Origin of the sequence: Oceanicola granulosus HTCC2516, from assembly GCF_000153305.1 — a bacterium.
GTDB classification, from domain to species: Bacteria; Pseudomonadota; Alphaproteobacteria; order Rhodobacterales; family Rhodobacteraceae; genus Oceanicola; species Oceanicola granulosus.
The window spans coordinates 896,679-911,097 of the sequence record NZ_CH724107.1; the positions used below are offsets into that span (position 1 = coordinate 896,679).

13 protein-coding genes are annotated in these 14,419 nt (G+C 73.4%); 1 reads left to right on the forward strand and 12 read right to left on the reverse strand.

Annotated elements, in window-relative coordinates; translation table 11 throughout:
* The 11 genes from OG2516_RS04235 to OG2516_RS04285 all read right to left on the reverse strand — a co-directional run.
* Positions 1–508: HK97 family phage prohead protease (locus OG2516_RS04235; RefSeq protein ID WP_007254385.1), on the reverse strand; the 508-nt coding region annotated here is incomplete at its 3' end.
* Between the two features lie 17 nt (positions 509–525).
* A complete protein-coding gene (locus OG2516_RS04240; protein ID WP_007254386.1) occupies positions 526–726 on the reverse strand; it encodes a hypothetical protein in 201 nt (66 codons plus the stop codon).
* Positions 719–1,903: a phage portal protein gene (locus tag OG2516_RS04245; protein ID WP_007254387.1), complete on the reverse strand. Its 1,185-nt coding sequence runs from the start codon at positions 1,901–1,903 to the stop codon at positions 719–721. Before OG2516_RS04245 ends, OG2516_RS04240 begins: the two co-directional genes overlap by 8 nt.
* A gap of 159 nt (positions 1,904–2,062) precedes the next feature.
* Positions 2,063–3,397, reverse strand: coding sequence for a DNA-packaging protein (locus OG2516_RS04250; protein WP_007254388.1), 1,335 nt, complete (start codon positions 3,395–3,397; stop codon positions 2,063–2,065).
* Positions 3,327–3,671 carry a hypothetical protein gene (locus tag OG2516_RS04255; protein WP_007254389.1) on the reverse strand — a complete coding sequence of 115 codons (345 nt, stop codon included), beginning with the start codon at positions 3,669–3,671 and terminating at the stop codon, positions 3,327–3,329. Before OG2516_RS04255 ends, OG2516_RS04250 begins: the two co-directional genes overlap by 71 nt.
* A gap of 180 nt (positions 3,672–3,851) precedes the next feature.
* A complete protein-coding gene (gene mltG / locus OG2516_RS04260) occupies positions 3,852–5,015 on the reverse strand; it encodes an endolytic transglycosylase MltG (protein WP_007254390.1) in 1,164 nt (387 codons plus the stop codon).
* 4 nt (positions 5,016–5,019) lie between these two features.
* Positions 5,020–6,273: a beta-ketoacyl-ACP synthase II gene (gene fabF, locus OG2516_RS04265; protein WP_040614969.1), complete on the reverse strand. Its 1,254-nt coding sequence runs from the start codon at positions 6,271–6,273 to the stop codon at positions 5,020–5,022.
* A 195-nt stretch (positions 6,274–6,468) separates the two neighbouring features.
* The gene (locus OG2516_RS04270) at positions 6,469–7,176 is read right to left on the reverse strand and encodes a hypothetical protein (RefSeq protein WP_007254392.1); all 708 of its coding nucleotides are present in this window, start codon (positions 7,174–7,176) and stop codon (positions 6,469–6,471) included.
* Entirely contained in the window at positions 7,173–8,003 is an 831-nt protein-coding gene (locus OG2516_RS04275) for a hypothetical protein (RefSeq protein ID WP_007254393.1), read from the reverse strand. Before OG2516_RS04275 ends, OG2516_RS04270 begins: the two co-directional genes overlap by 4 nt.
* The gene (serS, locus tag OG2516_RS04280) at positions 7,987–9,276 is read right to left on the reverse strand and encodes a serine--tRNA ligase (RefSeq protein ID WP_007254394.1); all 1,290 of its coding nucleotides are present in this window, start codon (positions 9,274–9,276) and stop codon (positions 7,987–7,989) included. The genes OG2516_RS04275 and serS overlap by 17 nt, the downstream gene beginning before the upstream one ends.
* A gap of 102 nt (positions 9,277–9,378) precedes the next feature.
* Entirely contained in the window at positions 9,379–11,421 is a 2,043-nt protein-coding gene (locus tag OG2516_RS04285; protein WP_007254395.1) for an ASKHA domain-containing protein, read from the reverse strand.
* A gap of 192 nt (positions 11,422–11,613) precedes the next feature.
* On the opposite strand from OG2516_RS04285, the gene OG2516_RS04290 reads away from it, so the two are divergent.
* Complete coding sequence (locus tag OG2516_RS04290) at positions 11,614–12,720, forward strand: hypothetical protein (RefSeq protein WP_007254396.1); 1,107 nt, start codon at positions 11,614–11,616, stop codon at positions 12,718–12,720.
* A 69-nt stretch (positions 12,721–12,789) separates the two neighbouring features.
* On the opposite strand, the gene OG2516_RS04295 is transcribed toward OG2516_RS04290, so the two are convergent.
* A partial coding sequence (locus tag OG2516_RS04295; protein ID WP_007254397.1) for an ABC-F family ATP-binding cassette domain-containing protein occupies positions 12,790–14,419 on the reverse strand: 1,630 nt, incomplete at its 5' end.

The following is a 14,419-nucleotide window of genomic DNA, read 5'->3' on the forward strand; positions in this document are numbered from 1 at the left end:
ACGCCCGTCCGGCGTCGCGCAGGGCCCGGGCGACGTCCGCGAGCGGCGCGTCGGCCTTCGCGCCGACGCGGGCCTCGGGCAGCATCGGGAAGGTCACCAGCGACACCTCCCAGAGGTCGAGCTCGGTCAGCAGGCGGCGGCCCTTCTCGTCCCGCGCGGCCTTCACCGTGCGGTAGCCGATCGACAGCCCGTCGATGGCCCCCGCCGCGAGCAGCGCCGCCGCCTCGCGGCCGCGGGCCACCTCGGTGAGCAGCCGGCCCTTCACCCGCAGGCCGCGCGCGTCCTCGACGAGCTCGTCCCAGACGCCGATCGGCTGCGCCGGGTCGTGCTGCCAGAGCATCCGCACCGGCCGGGTCCGCGCCGCGAGGCAGGCCTCGTAGGCCCCCCGCGCGACCCGGTCGCCGCCCTGGTCGCAAAGGTCGAAGACCGAGGCGTACCCCTCCACGAGGTGCCCGTCGCGCACCGTGACCTCGCCGCCGACGCGGCAGAATTTCCGTTCCAGTTCCATGTCTTGCCCTCCGCTCTTCAGACGCCGGCCAAGGCGCGCAGCGCCTCGATGACGAGGATCGCGAGCGCCGCCCAGACGAACAGCCAGACCTGCCGCTCGAGCCGCTCCAGCATCCCCTCGATCCGGCCCAGCCGCAGATCGACCTGCGCGAACCAGAAGTCGCTCACCGGCGCGGCCTCGCGGCGGCGGCGGCTGTCCATGTCGACCACGTCACTCATCGCCGTCCTCCCCCGCGCCCCGCGCCGGCAGCCCGAGCAGCGCCCGCTTCTCGGCGGCGGTGAGGAAGGTCGCCGCGCCGACGCGCCGCCACTGGGAGTCGCGCTCGGCGGCGAGCGCCGGCACCTGGTCGAGGTCGGGGCGCAGCTCGACGCGCTCGCCGACGTGGTCCGACAGCCAGTCGCCCACCGCCCCCGTCACCCGCGTCGCCAGCGGCAGCACGGTGAGGCGGTAGAAGGCGCGGTTGGCCTCCTGGTAATTGGCGTAGGTGGCGTCGCCGGGGATGCCGAGCAGCATCGGCGGCACCCCGAAGGCGGTGGCGATCTCGCGCGCGGCGGCTTCCTTCGTCTTCTGGAATTCCATGTCGGAGGGCGAAAAGCCCATCGGCTTCCAGTCGAGCCCGCCCTCCAGCAGCATCGGCCGTCCGGCATTGCGCGCGCCCTGGTGCTGGGTCTCCATCTCCTGGAGCAGCCGGTCGTACTGGTCCTCGCTGAGCTGCCCCTGCCCGTCGGCGCCGCGGTAGACGATTGCGCCCGAGGGCCGGGCGGCATTGTCGAGCAGCGCCTTGGACCAGCGCGAGGCGGAGTTGTGGACGTCGATGGCCGTGGCCGCGGCCTGCATCGGCGACAGGCCGTAATGGTCGTCCTGGGGGTGGAAGCTCTTGATGTGGCAGATCGGCGTCGCGCCTTCGCCGTGGGCGAAGCGGTGGCTGCGCCCGCCGACGGTGTAGTCGTAGGCGACGGGCCAGCCGTCGGCGCCGGGCACGAGGCTCATCCGGTCCGAGCGCAGCACATGCAGCTCGTCGGGCAGCCCGCCGTCGCCCACCGCCTCGAGGTAGCCATTGCCGGTCAGCAGCAGCTGGCCGAACAGCGCCTCGAACAACTCGGCGCGGCCCTGCCCGGCGTTGGGGCGGCGGATCAGCGCGAGCACGGGGTGGTCGTCGTAGCGGGTGCTGCGGTCCTGCACGAGCACCGGCAGCGCGGCGGCGGCCTCGGCGATCAGCTTGACCGCGCGAAAGCCGACCGGGTTGGCGGCAAAGCCGGTGCGGGTCAGCGAGACCGCGTCGCGCGGGCTCCAGACCGCCCGGCCCGCGCCCTGCACCGCGATCACCGGGCCGGTCGCCGAGGCCTTGGCCCCGTCCGGCGCCGGAGCCGCTCCGCGCTTCAGGAATGACAGCATCGATTTCTCCTCAGCCCGCCGTTCGCGTCATGGGGAGACAATCGCGCCAAAGGTTTAAGATGTGCCGAGGGGGGCGTGCGTTGCGTCTTCGGAGGCTCGGGCGGGCCCGTCATGCAGCCAGCGGAGGGGCGGCCGGGCTGAAGCCCGGCCTACGGGGTGTCACAGACCGCGCACGCGGGGGGCGGTCCGCTCCGGCGCGAGCAGCAGCTCGCTCAGCGCCCAGACCAGCGCGTCGGCGCGGTCGGGCGAGCCCCGACCGCGATAGCCCTGGTGGGTCATCAGCGCCATCTGGTCCTCGAGCGCGCCGAGGCCGCGCACGTGGCGCACCCGGCCCTGCTCGTAGAGCGCCGCCACCGGCTCGGCGCGCGCCGCCTTGCCCCGCATCGCGCGCACGCCCTTGTAGGGCACCGTCGGCGCGACCTGGCGCAGCATCGCGGCCACCATGTCGCCGCCCTGGTTGACCTCCGCCACGATGCGGTCGGCTTGGTGCCGCTCATAGGCGGCGATGGCGGCGCGCGCCCAGGTGGTCGAACTGCCGGCGACGGAGGCATCCTCGAGCACCCAGGCCCGCCAATTGTCCGCCCCGCCGTCGTAGCAGGCGCCGGCGACGACGATGCCGCAGACATCGCCGCCCCCCGCCGAGGGATCGACGGCGACGACGACCCGGTGGAGGTCTGGGACCACGTCGCAATTGGCCGCCGCGATGGCTCCGGCCGACCACAGCGCCCCCTCGATCTCGCTCAGCATCACGCCGTCGAGCTCCTGCCGCCCGAGCGGCGAGCCGGCGTAGCGGCGCCGCACCTCGGCGAGGAACGCGCGCGCGAGGTTGGCGGCGTTGGCCTCGGTGGGGGCGTGGGTGCGGGCGGTGCCGTCGCGCTCGAGCAGCGCGCGCATCAGCGCCGTGGGGCGCGGCGTGGTGGTGACGCAGCAGCGCGGGTCGTCGCCGAGGCGCAGCGCCAGCTGGAGCATGTCCCACGCCTCCTCGGCCTTCTTCCACTTGGCCAGCTCGTCGACCCACGCGGCATCGAACTGCGGCCCGCGCAGCGCCTCGGGATCGTGCGCCGAGAACAGCTGCGCCTGCGCACCGTTGGGCCAGACCAGCAGCCGCCGCCCGGCGATCCACTCCGGCCGCCGGTCGGGCGGCGCGCAGGCGAGCAGGCCCGAATCGCCGAAGACCATCACCTCGCGCGCCTGGTCGATGGTCTCGCCCACCAGCGCCACCCGGCGCGCCCGGCCCGGATCGGTGGCCCGCGGCCCCTCGACCTGCGCGCGCACCCACTCGGCCCCGGCCCGGGTCTTGCCCGCGCCGCGCCCGCCGAGGATCACCCAGCTGCGCCAGTCGCCCGACGGCGGCAACTGGTGGTCGAGCGCCCAGAAGTCGAACAGCCACGGCAGCGCCCGCAGCTCCGCCGGGCCCAGCGCGTCAAGAAACGCCGCCTGCGCCGCCGGCGTCGCGCAGGCGATCGAGCTTGCGCCCGATGTCAGCGCGGGCATCGTCCGCGTCGAACCTGTTGCCGGTGAGCTCGCCGCCGCGCTTTGCGTGCCAATCATCGTACTTCTCCCGGATCTCGATCATCTTGCGGAGGGCGAATTCGACGTCGCCCGCCTTGGAAACCATCTTTCGGAAATCACCGCCCTCGCCGCCGCGCAGCCGCTCGACCATCTCGGCCAGCGTCTCGCCGGTGGCGCGCAGCAGCTGCTCGCGCTCGTGGATCAGGAGGTCCCACGCCTCCCGGTCCGGGTCCCTCTCGGGCTCGGGTCTGCTCATGCTCAATACCGTTTCTTGAAATTGTCGGAGATCACGCCGGCGGAGACGAAAAAGGCGGCCGGGGATGATCCCGACCGCCCGTCACTCGTCCAGCGTTCCACAACCTATACGTGAATACGGCCTCAATGTCAAGCCCCGACGCAACCCTGAATTGTTAACCAAGGTTGCCCGAACGTTGCGCTACTCGCCCGCCGCCGCCGCGCGCTCGGCCTCGATCTCGCGCCAGCGGGCGACGTTGCGGTTGTGCTCGTCGAGCGTGGCGGCGAAGGCGTGGCCGCCGGTGCCGTCGGCGACGAAGAACACGTAGTCGGTGCTCGCCGGGTCGAGCGCGGCCTCGATGGCGGCGCGGCCGGGGTTGGCGATCGGGGTCCTGGGCAGCCCGTCGATCACGTAGGTGTTCCAGTCCGTCGCCGCGCGCAGCTCGCTCTGGCGCAGGCCGCGGCCGAGCACCCCCTGCCCCTCGGTGATGCCGTAGATCACCGTCGGGTCGGTCTGCAGCCGCATCCCCCGCTCGAGCCGGTTGACGAAGACGCTCGCCACCTGCCGCCGCTCCTCGGCGAGCGCGGTCTCCTTCTCGATGATGGAGGCCATGATCAGCGCCTCCTGCTTGTCGGCGTAGGGCAGCCCGTCGTCGCGGTTCTCCCACGCGGCGTCGAGGATGCGGGCCTGGCGGCGCTCCATCTCGGCGAGGATCGCGGCGACTTCGTCGCCGGGGGCGAAGGCGTAGGAATCGGGCGCGAGCGTCCCCTCGGCGGGCACGTCCTCGACATCGGCCTCCAGCGTGTCGAGCCCGTTGAGCGCCTGCACCACCTGCCACGAGGTCACGCCCTCGGCGACGGCGAGCCGGTACTGGGTGTCGCTCTCCTGCTTGACGGAGCTGTAGGCCTCGGGCGGCTCCTCCTCGGCGGGGTCGAACTGCACCACCTGCCGGTAGTTGCCGTCGGCGGGATCGACCTCGCGCACCTCGACGAGGGTGCGGGTCACGCCGATGCGGTAAACCACCTCGGTGCCGCAGGTGTTGGCGCCGCCCCGGGTGACGATGTCGAGGATCTGCTCCATCGACGCGGCCTCGGGAACGAGGAAGCTGCCCGCCTTGAGCTGGCTGGCCCGGTCGGAATATTGCGCACCGATGCGGAAGATCGTCGGCGAGGTGATGGCCCCGTCCTCGCCCAGCTGCTCGCTCACCGCCCACATGTTGGAGCCGCGCGCGATCTGCAGGCAGATCGGCGCCTCGAGCGGGCCCTCGGCCTCGTAGGTCTGGCTGCCCCAGATCACCACGCCGGCAATGAGGAAGACGGCGACCACGAAGAACGTGAGCGCGTTGCTGGCAACGGAGCGCCACATGGAGTCAGACCTTTCCGAACAGCACGCTCGCGTTGGTCCCGCCGAAGCCGAAGGAGTTCGACAGCGCGACCTTCACCGGGCGCTCGACCTTGGCGTTGGGGGCGAGATCGATGCTGGTCTCGACGTCGGGGTCGGTGAGATTGATCGTCGGCGGGCAGACCTGGTCGCGGATCGCGAGGATCGAGAAGATCGCCTCGATCGCCCCCGCCGCGCCGAGCAGGTGGCCGGTCATCGACTTGGTCGACGACATGGTGACGTCCTTGGCGTGCGCGCCCATCAGCCGCTCGACGGCGGCGAGCTCGATGGCGTCGGCCATGGTCGAGGTGCCGTGGGCGTTGATGTAGTCCACGTCCTCGGGCTGCAGGCCCGCATCCTCGAGCGCCATGCGCATCGAGCGCTCGGCGCCGTCGCCGTCCTCGGCGGGCGCGGTGATGTGGTAGGCGTCGCCCGAGAGCCCGTAGCCGAGCACCTCGCCGTAGATCCTGGCGCCGCGCGCCTTGGCGTGCTCGTACTCCTCGAGCATCACCATGCCCGCGCCCTCGCCCATCACGAAGCCGTCGCGGCCGCGATTGTAGGGCTGGGAGGCCTTGGCCGGCTCGTCGGCGTACTTGGTGGACAGCGCCTTGCAGGCGTTGAACCCGGCGATGCCGATCTCGCAGATCGTCGCCTCGGCGCCGCCGGCGAGCATCACGTCGGCGCGGCCGGTCTTGATGAGCTGGGTGGCGTCGCCGATGGCGTGGGCGCCCGTCGAGCAGGCGGTGACGACGGCGTGGTTGGGGCCCTTGTAGCCGTACTTGATCGCGATCTGGCCCGAGATCAGGTTGATCAGCGCGCCGGGGACGAAGAACGGCGAGACGCGGCGCGGGCCCTTTTCCTTCATCTGGATCGCGGTGTTGGCGATGGAATTCAGCCCGCCGATCCCCGAGCCGGTGAGCACGCCGGTGCGCAGCAGCTCGGCCTCGTCCTCGGGGGTCCAGCCGGCGTCCTCCACGGCCTGCGCGGCGGCGGCCATGGCGAAGATGATGAAGTCATCGACCTTGCGCTGGTCCTTGGGGTCCATGTAGCGGTTCGGGTCGAATTCCCCCTCGCCCGCGCCGCGCGGCACCTCGCAGGCGTAGGTCGTGCCGAAGCCCTCGGGGTCGAACAGCGTGATCGGCCCGGCCCCCGACTTGCCCTCGAGGATCCGCGACCAGCTCGCTTCGACACCATCGGCCAGCGGCGTCACCAGCCCCAGACCCGTCACAACCACTCGACGCATGTGCTCGTCCCCTTGTCTCTCGCGCCGCTCGCGCGGCGCTCTCGCGCCCCAATATCCCCACCACGGCGCGCGGGGCAAGAGCGGCACGCTCCCGCCGCGACATCCTGCCGTTCGAGGGCAGCGCGCGCCCTGCCCTTCATCTGGCCATAAATATGCAAACTCCGCGCGGGAGCGCCCGCGCCGTCCGCCGGGGGGTCAGGGGCGCCAGCGCGCCCAGCCCAGCGTCGCCGCCATCACCACGATCCCGGCGATGGCGAGCCAGCCGACGCTGCTCGTCATCCCGTCGCTCACCACGACCGCCACCAGCGCCCAGATCACCGTCAGCCCGTAGGCCGGGCTCGTGCCGCGCACCTGCACCGCCACCGCGATGGCGATCGCGGCGACGAGGCACAGCCACGCCCAGCCGACGGGGCCGAGCAGGATGCCGAAGCCCGCGAGCGTCACCGCCAGCGAGACGGCCGAGGCCGCCGTCAGCCAGCCGGCGTAGACGGCGACCGGGTGCGCGAGCATCCAGCGGTCGAAGATCGGCGCGCGCAGCGCGGCGGCGATGGCGCCGGCGGCCATGACCAGGATCGCGACCGTCGCCCAGGGCGCGCTCTGGTTGGCGATCCAGAGCCACGGCACGCCGACGGCGAGGCTCACGATCAGCGGCCAGCGCACCCGTTCCCACTCCGGATCGTCGCCGCGCGCGCGCCAGCCGTAGAGGGCCGACAGGATCAGCCAGACGTAGATCAGCCCCCAGATCGAGAAGGCGTAGCCTGCCGGCTGCACCGGCGGGTCGGGCTGCGGGTTGGGCAGCTGGTCGCTGGCGAAGCCCGAGAAGGGCGAGGTGACAAGCGGCGCGACGGCGAAGGCCAGCGCGAGGATGAGGGTCGCCCAGGCGGCGGGTGTACGTCGGGTCATGGTTCGAGCAACGCGCGAAGCCGGAATTCGTTGCGCACCCGCCGCGCCGCGCGCGGCAGCAGCCGGTTGCGGCGCATGTAGCGCATCTTGGCGCCCAGCTTGCCACGGCGCTGGCGCATGTTCTCGCCGTGCCCCACCAGGTAGAGCGCCGCCGGGAACGGCACCGGCGTCATCGCCAGCCCGTGCGCCGCCATCCGCGCCGGCACCTCCGCGTGCTTGCCCCGGTCGCGGATCGTCTCGAGGCAGCGCGCGTCGCGGCGGAAGTCGAAGCGCAGCGCCGAGGACGAGCCGCATTCGCGCAGGAAGGTGTGCCCGAACGGGTAGCGCAGCCGCTTCGGCCCGAGATAGGCGAGCCGGTCGCGGGCGACGTCGTACATGTAGCCGCGCTCGATCCAGTAGCCCGCGCCGTTGTTGTCGGCCACGATGTGCTCGACGAGGCGCGGGTGCAGCAGGTCGTCGGCGTCGAGCTGGAACACGTAGCCGTCGCCGCCGTGGGTGGCGGCGAGGTGGTCGAGCATCAGGTCCTTCTTGGCGTGGTTGTCGAACACCACCGCCGTCTCGTCGCGCACCACGTCGGCGGCGACGAAGGGCAGGAAGCTCACCTGCCCGTCGAAGGCCACCTCCTCGGGGCGGTCCTGGCAGCAGACCAGCGCCCGCCAGCGCGGCGAGGTCTGCGCCCGCAGCGCGCCGAGCGTGGCGCGCAGGTGGCGCTGCACCACCCCCCAATCATAGGCGCGCGCGCGGCTGATCAGGGGGATGATGAAGACGACCTCCGGGTCGTCGGAGGGCGGCAGCCCCGGGGGGGCGGCGTCAGGCGAGGACGCCATCGGCCGTCACCCGCGTGCGGCCGCCGAGGTAGCGGTACAGCGCCTCGGGCAGCTCGACGGAGCCGTCGTCCTGCTGGCCGTTCTCGAGCACCGCGATCAGCGTCCGCCCGACCGCGAGGCCCGAGCCGTTGAGCGTGTGCACGAAGCGCGGCTTGCCGTCCTCGTCGCGGTAGCGCGCGTTCATCCGCCGCGCCTGGTAGTCGCCCGCGACGGAGACCGAGCTGATCTCGCGGTAGCGGTCCTGCCCGGGCAGCCAGACCTCGATGTCGTGGGTCTTGCGCATCCCCGCGCCGAGATCGCCGGTGCAGAGCACGACGGTGCGGTAGGGCAGCCCCAGCTTGTCGAGGATCGCCTCGGCCTGGCGCGTCATGCGCTCGTGCTCGGCGGCGCTGTCCTCGGGGCGGGTGATCGAGACCATCTCCACCTTCTCGAACTGGTGCTGGCGCAGCATCCCCGACGTGTCGCGCCCGGCGCTGCCCGCCTCGGAGCGGAAGCACTGGGTGTGCGAAGCCATGCGGATCGGCAGCGCCTCGGCCTCGAGCAGCTTGCCGTGCACCACGTTGGTCAGCGTCACCTCCGAGGTCGGGATCAGCCACCAGCCGTTGGTGGTCTGGTAGCTGTCCTCGCCGAACTTCGGCAGCTGGCCGGTGCCGTACATCATCTCCTCGCGCACCAGCACCGGGGTGATCATCTCGGTCAGCCCGTGCTCCTCGGTGTGCACGTCGAGCATGAATTGCGCGAGCGCCCGGTGCAGCCGCGCCATGGCGCCCTTCAGCACCACGAAGCGCGAGCCCGAGAGCGTCGCCGCCGTCTCGAAATCGAGCCCGCCCCGAGCGGCGGGGATCTCGTAGTGCTCCTTCGGCGTGAAGGAGAAGTTGCGCGGGCTGCCGGTGCGGCGCAGCTCGACGTTGTCGTCCTCGTCGTCGCCGTCGGGGATGGAGTCGTCGGGCAGGTTCGGCAGGCCGAGCAGCAGCTCCGTCAGGCGGGCGTCCTCGGCCTTGGCCTCGTCGTTGAGGCGGGCGATGGCGGCCTTCTTGTCGGCCACCTCGGCGCGCAGCCGTTCGAACGCGGCGTCGTCGCCGCGCGCCTTGGCGGCGCCGATTTCCTTGGCGGCGCGGTTGGCCTCCGCCTGCGCCGTCTCGGCGGCCTGGATCTTGGCGCGGCGCGCCTCGTCGATGGCGAGGATCTCGGACGAGACCGGCGCCAGCCCGCGGCGGGAGAGCGCGGCGTCGAAGGCGCCGGGGGTCTCGCGGATGGCTCGGATGTCGTGCATGGTCCTACTCCTTGACGGTCCGCGCGTCCTATGCCCGATCCGGGCGCGGCGGGAAAGCCCGCGCGCCGCCCGTGCCGCGGCGGCGGTGCGGCCCGGCGACGCCTAGCCGCGCCGCCGCCGCCGCCGGCCGCCCTCCTCGCCGCCGCCGCCGGTGTTGAACGAGACCGCCGGCAGCGTCACCTCGCCCGCCAGGTGCGGGAACGGCGCGGTGGCATGCGGGATCGCGTTGGCGGCGACGAAATGCTCCTGGAAGCGCGGCTCGATCGCCGTCTCGACCTTGTGGATGCGCCCCACGCCGGCCTCGATGCGCGCCCGCGCCGCGAGCGAGCAGAGCGCGATGCGCGCGCCCGTCCCGGCCGCGTTGCCCGCCGACGTCACCTTGTCGAGCGGCGCGTCGGGGATCATGCCGAGCACCATCGCGTGGAGCGGCGAGATGTGGGCGCCGAACGCCCCGGCCAGCACCACCCGGTCGACCGCGTCGACGCCCAGCTCGTCCATCAGCAGCCGCGCCCCGGCGTAGAGCGCCGACTTGGCGAGCTGGATGGCGCGGATGTCGCCTTGCGTCACGGTGATGAGCGGCCCGCCCCGCGCGCGGCCGTCGTGGAGCAGGTAGGCGTGGGTGCGCCCCTCGGCGACGCTGCGTTCGGTGCCGGTCTGGGCGGCCGAGCCGATCAGGCCCGACGGGTCGAGCAGGCCCGCGAGGCGCATCTCCGCCACCGCCTCGATGATGCCCGAGCCGCAGATGCCGGTGATGCCGTTCGGCCCGACGGCGTCGTCGAAGCCCGGCTCGTCGGACCACAGCTCGCAGCCGATGACGCGGAAGCGCGCCGCCTTGGTCTCGGGGTCGATCCGCACCCGCTCTATGGCGCCGGGCGCGGCGCGCTGGCCGGAGCTGATCTGCGCGCCCTCGAAGGCCGGGCCGGTGGGCGAGGAGCAGGCCAGCACGCGGCGCCTGTCGCCGAGCAGGATCTCGGCGTTGGTGCCGACGTCGACGATCAGCACCAAGTCCTCGCTCTTCTCCGGCTCCTCCGACAGCGCCACGGCGGCGGCGTCGGCGCCCACGTGGCCGGCGATGCAGGGCAGCACGTAGGCCCGGGCGCCGGCGTTGAGGCTCGCGAGCCCCAGCTCGCGGGCCGCGAGCCGCACCGCGCCGGAGGTGGCCAGCGCGAAGGGCGCCTGCCCCAGCTCGACCGGGTCGATGCCGAGCAGCAGGTGGTGCATCACCGGGTTGCAGACGAACACCAGCTCCACGATCCGCTCGGGCGCGATGTCGGCGTCGGCGGCGATCTCGCCGGCCAGCCGGTCGAGCGCCTCGCGCACCGCGCGGGTCATCTCGGCGTCGCCGCCGGGGTTCATCATCGCGTAGCTGACCCGGCTCATCAGGTCCTCGCCGAAGCGGATCTGCGGGTTCATGATCCCCGCCGACGCGGTGACCTCGCCGGTGACGAGGTCGGTCAGGTGGGCGGCGATGGTGGTCGAGCCGAGGTCGATGGCGATGCCGTAGAGCGGGCCCTCGAAGAAGCCGGGCCACAGGTCGATCAGCCGCCAGCCGCTCTCCGGCGCGTCGCGGTGCAGCGCGACGGTGATCTGCCACTTGCCCTTGCGCAGCACCGGCTGCAGCCGCGCCAGCACCGGCAGCTCGGCGCGCACGTCCTCGATCTGCCACTGCGCCGATAGCGCCGCGGCGAGGCGCTCGAAGTCGCCGGTCGGCTCGTGCATGTCGGGCTCGGCGACCTCGACGTAGAACAGCCGCGTCGCCGGGTCCATCGCCACCGCCCGCGCGTCGGCGGCCTTGCGCACCACCTGCCGGTGCACCTGGCTCTCGGGCGGCACGTCGATCACCACGTCCGACAGCACCTGCGCCTGGCAGCCGAGCCGCCGCCCCGGCGGCAGGCCCCGGATGCGGTCGTAGCGCGCCTCGACCTCGTTCCACGCCGAGAGCGCGTCCTCGGCGACGGTGAGGCCGTGCTTGGAGAAGTGGCCCGCGCCGGGGCTGACCTGGCACTTCGAGCAGATGCCCCGCCCGCCGCAGACCGAATCGAGATCCACCCCGAGCTGGCGCGCGGCGGTCAGAACCGGGGTCCCGGCGGGCACCCGGCCGCGCTTGCCGGAGGGCGTGAAGATGACGAGCGGGTCCTGGGACATCGGGGGCCTCTGATCGAGAACGGGGCGTGGTCGCGCGCACCATAGCGCCGCCGCGCTTGGGCGAAAGGGGCGCGGCGCGGCAGGAGATCGTCGCAAAGCGGCACCGCCGCCAGCTTTGTGCCCGATTGTCGCCGCGCTGATGCCCGACGGGGCGGCGAGGCTGACGCAACGTCCGCCCCGAAGGAGGGCCCGATGGTCCAGCAACTCGCCCTGATCCCCGAACCGCCGCTCGCGGCGCTGGCGCTGATCCTCGCGGCCGCCCTGCTGCGCTTTTGGAGCAAGCTCCACGACCTGCTGCACCGCCGCCGGCAGGTCGCCGAGGGCCGCAGGCGCTGCGAGCTGCCCCGCGCGCAGACGCCGCCGGTGGCCCAAGACGTGGCCGAGCTGCAGGAGATCGTGCGGGCCCTGTTCGACGGCGGCCGCTGGGACGCGCTGGCCGAGGTGCTGGGGATGCTGGCGTCGACGCCCTCGCCCGCGAGCGACGGGCGCGATCTCTACCAGGTCGCCGTCGACGCCGCGCTGTCGTCGCTGCGCGAGGCGCCCGGGCCGGCCGCGGTGCGCGAGATGCTCGACGCCTACGCCGCCGCCGCCGCGACCGGCTCGCCCCGGCTCGAGGCGCTGCGCTTCCGGGCGCTGTCGCTGGCGCTGCGCCGCACCCGCGCCGTCGGCGGCGGCGCGGCCGACGCCTTGGCCCGCGGCTTCGCCGAGGACATCGAGGACGCGGCCGACCGCTCGCACCTGCGCGCCAGCCGCGTGCCCTGCATCGGCGAGGCGCTCTACCACGCCAGCACCGTGCTGCCGGGCGCGCCCGACCGCACCGCCGCGCGGCTGCGCGCCTGGATCGAGGCCGACCTCGCCAACCCGCGCCCCTACCTGCACCACGCCGCCCATCTCGGCGCCCTGCCCGACTCCGCCGGGCCGCTCTCGGCCCACCTCGCCGAGACCGACGCCGCCTGCCGCCGCTTCGACGGCCCCGCCACGTCCATCGCCGCCCGCCTCGCCGCCGCCGCGGACCGGCCGCTCGCCGCGCTGCCGGGCCACGACCCGGAGGCGCTGCTGCGCTGGCTCGAGGCGATCGCCGACGCGCCGGGCGGGCAGGTCCTCGCCAACCGGCTCGCGGCCAAGGCGCTCGCCGACGGCGACGAGGCGCTGGCGCGCGGGGCGCTCTACCGGGGGCTGCGGCTGTGGATCACGGACCTGTGGCAGGATCACGGCCGCTTCTACGCGCTCTACGCCCGGACCTTCCGCGGGGCGTCGCGCAAGCGCGGCGCGGCGGTGGCGGCGGCCCCGGCGGCCTGAGGGCGGCGCGGGCCCGGCCGGACGGCCGTGCATATTTGGGGCCAGATGAAGCCGGGGCGGGCGCGCCCGTCAGCCGTCGGCCTTCTCCTCGAGGGTGAGCCACTCGTCTTCGGCGGCGGCGAGCCTGGCCTGGCGTTCGGCGAGGGCCTCGGTGGCCTTGCGGAACTTGACCGGCTCGCGGGTGAAGAGGTCGGGGTCGGCGAGGAGCTCGCCGAGCTTGGCGATCTCGGCCTCGAGCCGGGCGATCTCGCCCGGCAGCGCCTCGAGCCGGTGCTTCTCGGTGAAGCTGAGCGCACTGCGCGCCGGTGGGGCGGCGGGGGCCGGCTTGGCGGCGGACGCGCTGGCCCGCGGCGCGGCGGCGGCCTCGGGCCTGGCGGCGCGGGGGCCGCGCTGGGCGAGGTAGTCGCTCCAGCCGCCGGCATAGAGCACCGCGCGGCCGTCGCCCTCCATCGCCACCGTCGTCGTCGCCACCCGGTCGAGGAAGTCGCGGTCGTGGCTGACCAGCAGCACGGTGCCGTCGTACTCGCCGAGCAGGTCCTGCATCAGGTCGAGCGTCTCGATGTCGAGGTCGTTGGTCGGCTCGTCGAGCACCAGCAGGTTGCTCGGGCGCGCCATCAGGCGGGCGAGCAGCAGCCGCGCCTTCTCGCCGCCCGAGAGCGAGCGGACCGGCGCGCGGGCCTGCGCCTCGTCGAACAGGAACTCCTTGAGGTAGCCGACCACGTGCTTGGGGGTGCCGCGCACCATGATCTGGTCGGCCTGCCCGGAAACGCGCATCAGCGGATCGCCGGCGAGGTTCTCCCAGAGCGTCGCGTCGGGGTCGAGCTGGGCGCGGGTCTGGTCGAAGACGGCGATCTCGAGGTTGGTGCCGTGGCTCACGCGTCCGGCGTCGGGGGCGACCTCTCCGAGCAGCATCTTGATCAGCGTCGTCTTGCCGACGCCGTTGGGGCCGACGAAGGCGACGCGGTCGCCGCGCTGCACGGTCAGGTCGAACCCGTCGACGATGGCGCGTCCGTCGAAGGTCTTGGCCAGCCCCTCGGCCACGATGACCTTCCTGCCCGACTTCGGCCCCTCCTCGAGCGCCATCGCCGCCGCGCCCTGCCGCCTGATCTGGCCGGCCCGCTCGGCGCGCAGCTCCTGGAGCGCGCGCACCCGGCCCTGGTTGCGCTTGCGCCGGGCCGAGATGCCCTCGACCGCCCAGCGCGCCTCGGCCTTGATCTTGCGGTCGAGCTTGTGGCGCTGCAGGTCCTCCTCCTCCCACTGCTTGTCGCGCCACGCCTCGAAATGCTCGAAGCCCTTCTCCTGGCGCCGCACCTGGCCGCGGTCGATCCAGAGCGTGGCGCGGGTCAGGGCGCGCAGGAAGGCGCGGTCGTGGGAGATGACGACGAAGGCGGCGCGGGTCTGCTTGAGCTCGTCCTCGAGCCAGCGCACCGCGTCGATGTCGAGGTGGTTGGTCGGCTCGTCGAGCAGCATCAGCTCGGGCGCCTCGGCGATCAGCTTGGCCAGCGCCGCGCGCCGCCGCTCGCCGCCGCTGGCGACCTCGACGGCACGGGAGGGGTCGAACTTCAGCCCCTGCGCCACCGCCTCGACGCGCCACTCCTCGCCCTGCTCGAGCCCGCTCGCCGCGTAGTCGCCGAGCGTCGCGCAGCCCGCCATCGTGGGCTCCTGCTCCATGTAGCCGACGGAGGTGCCCGGCGCGGCC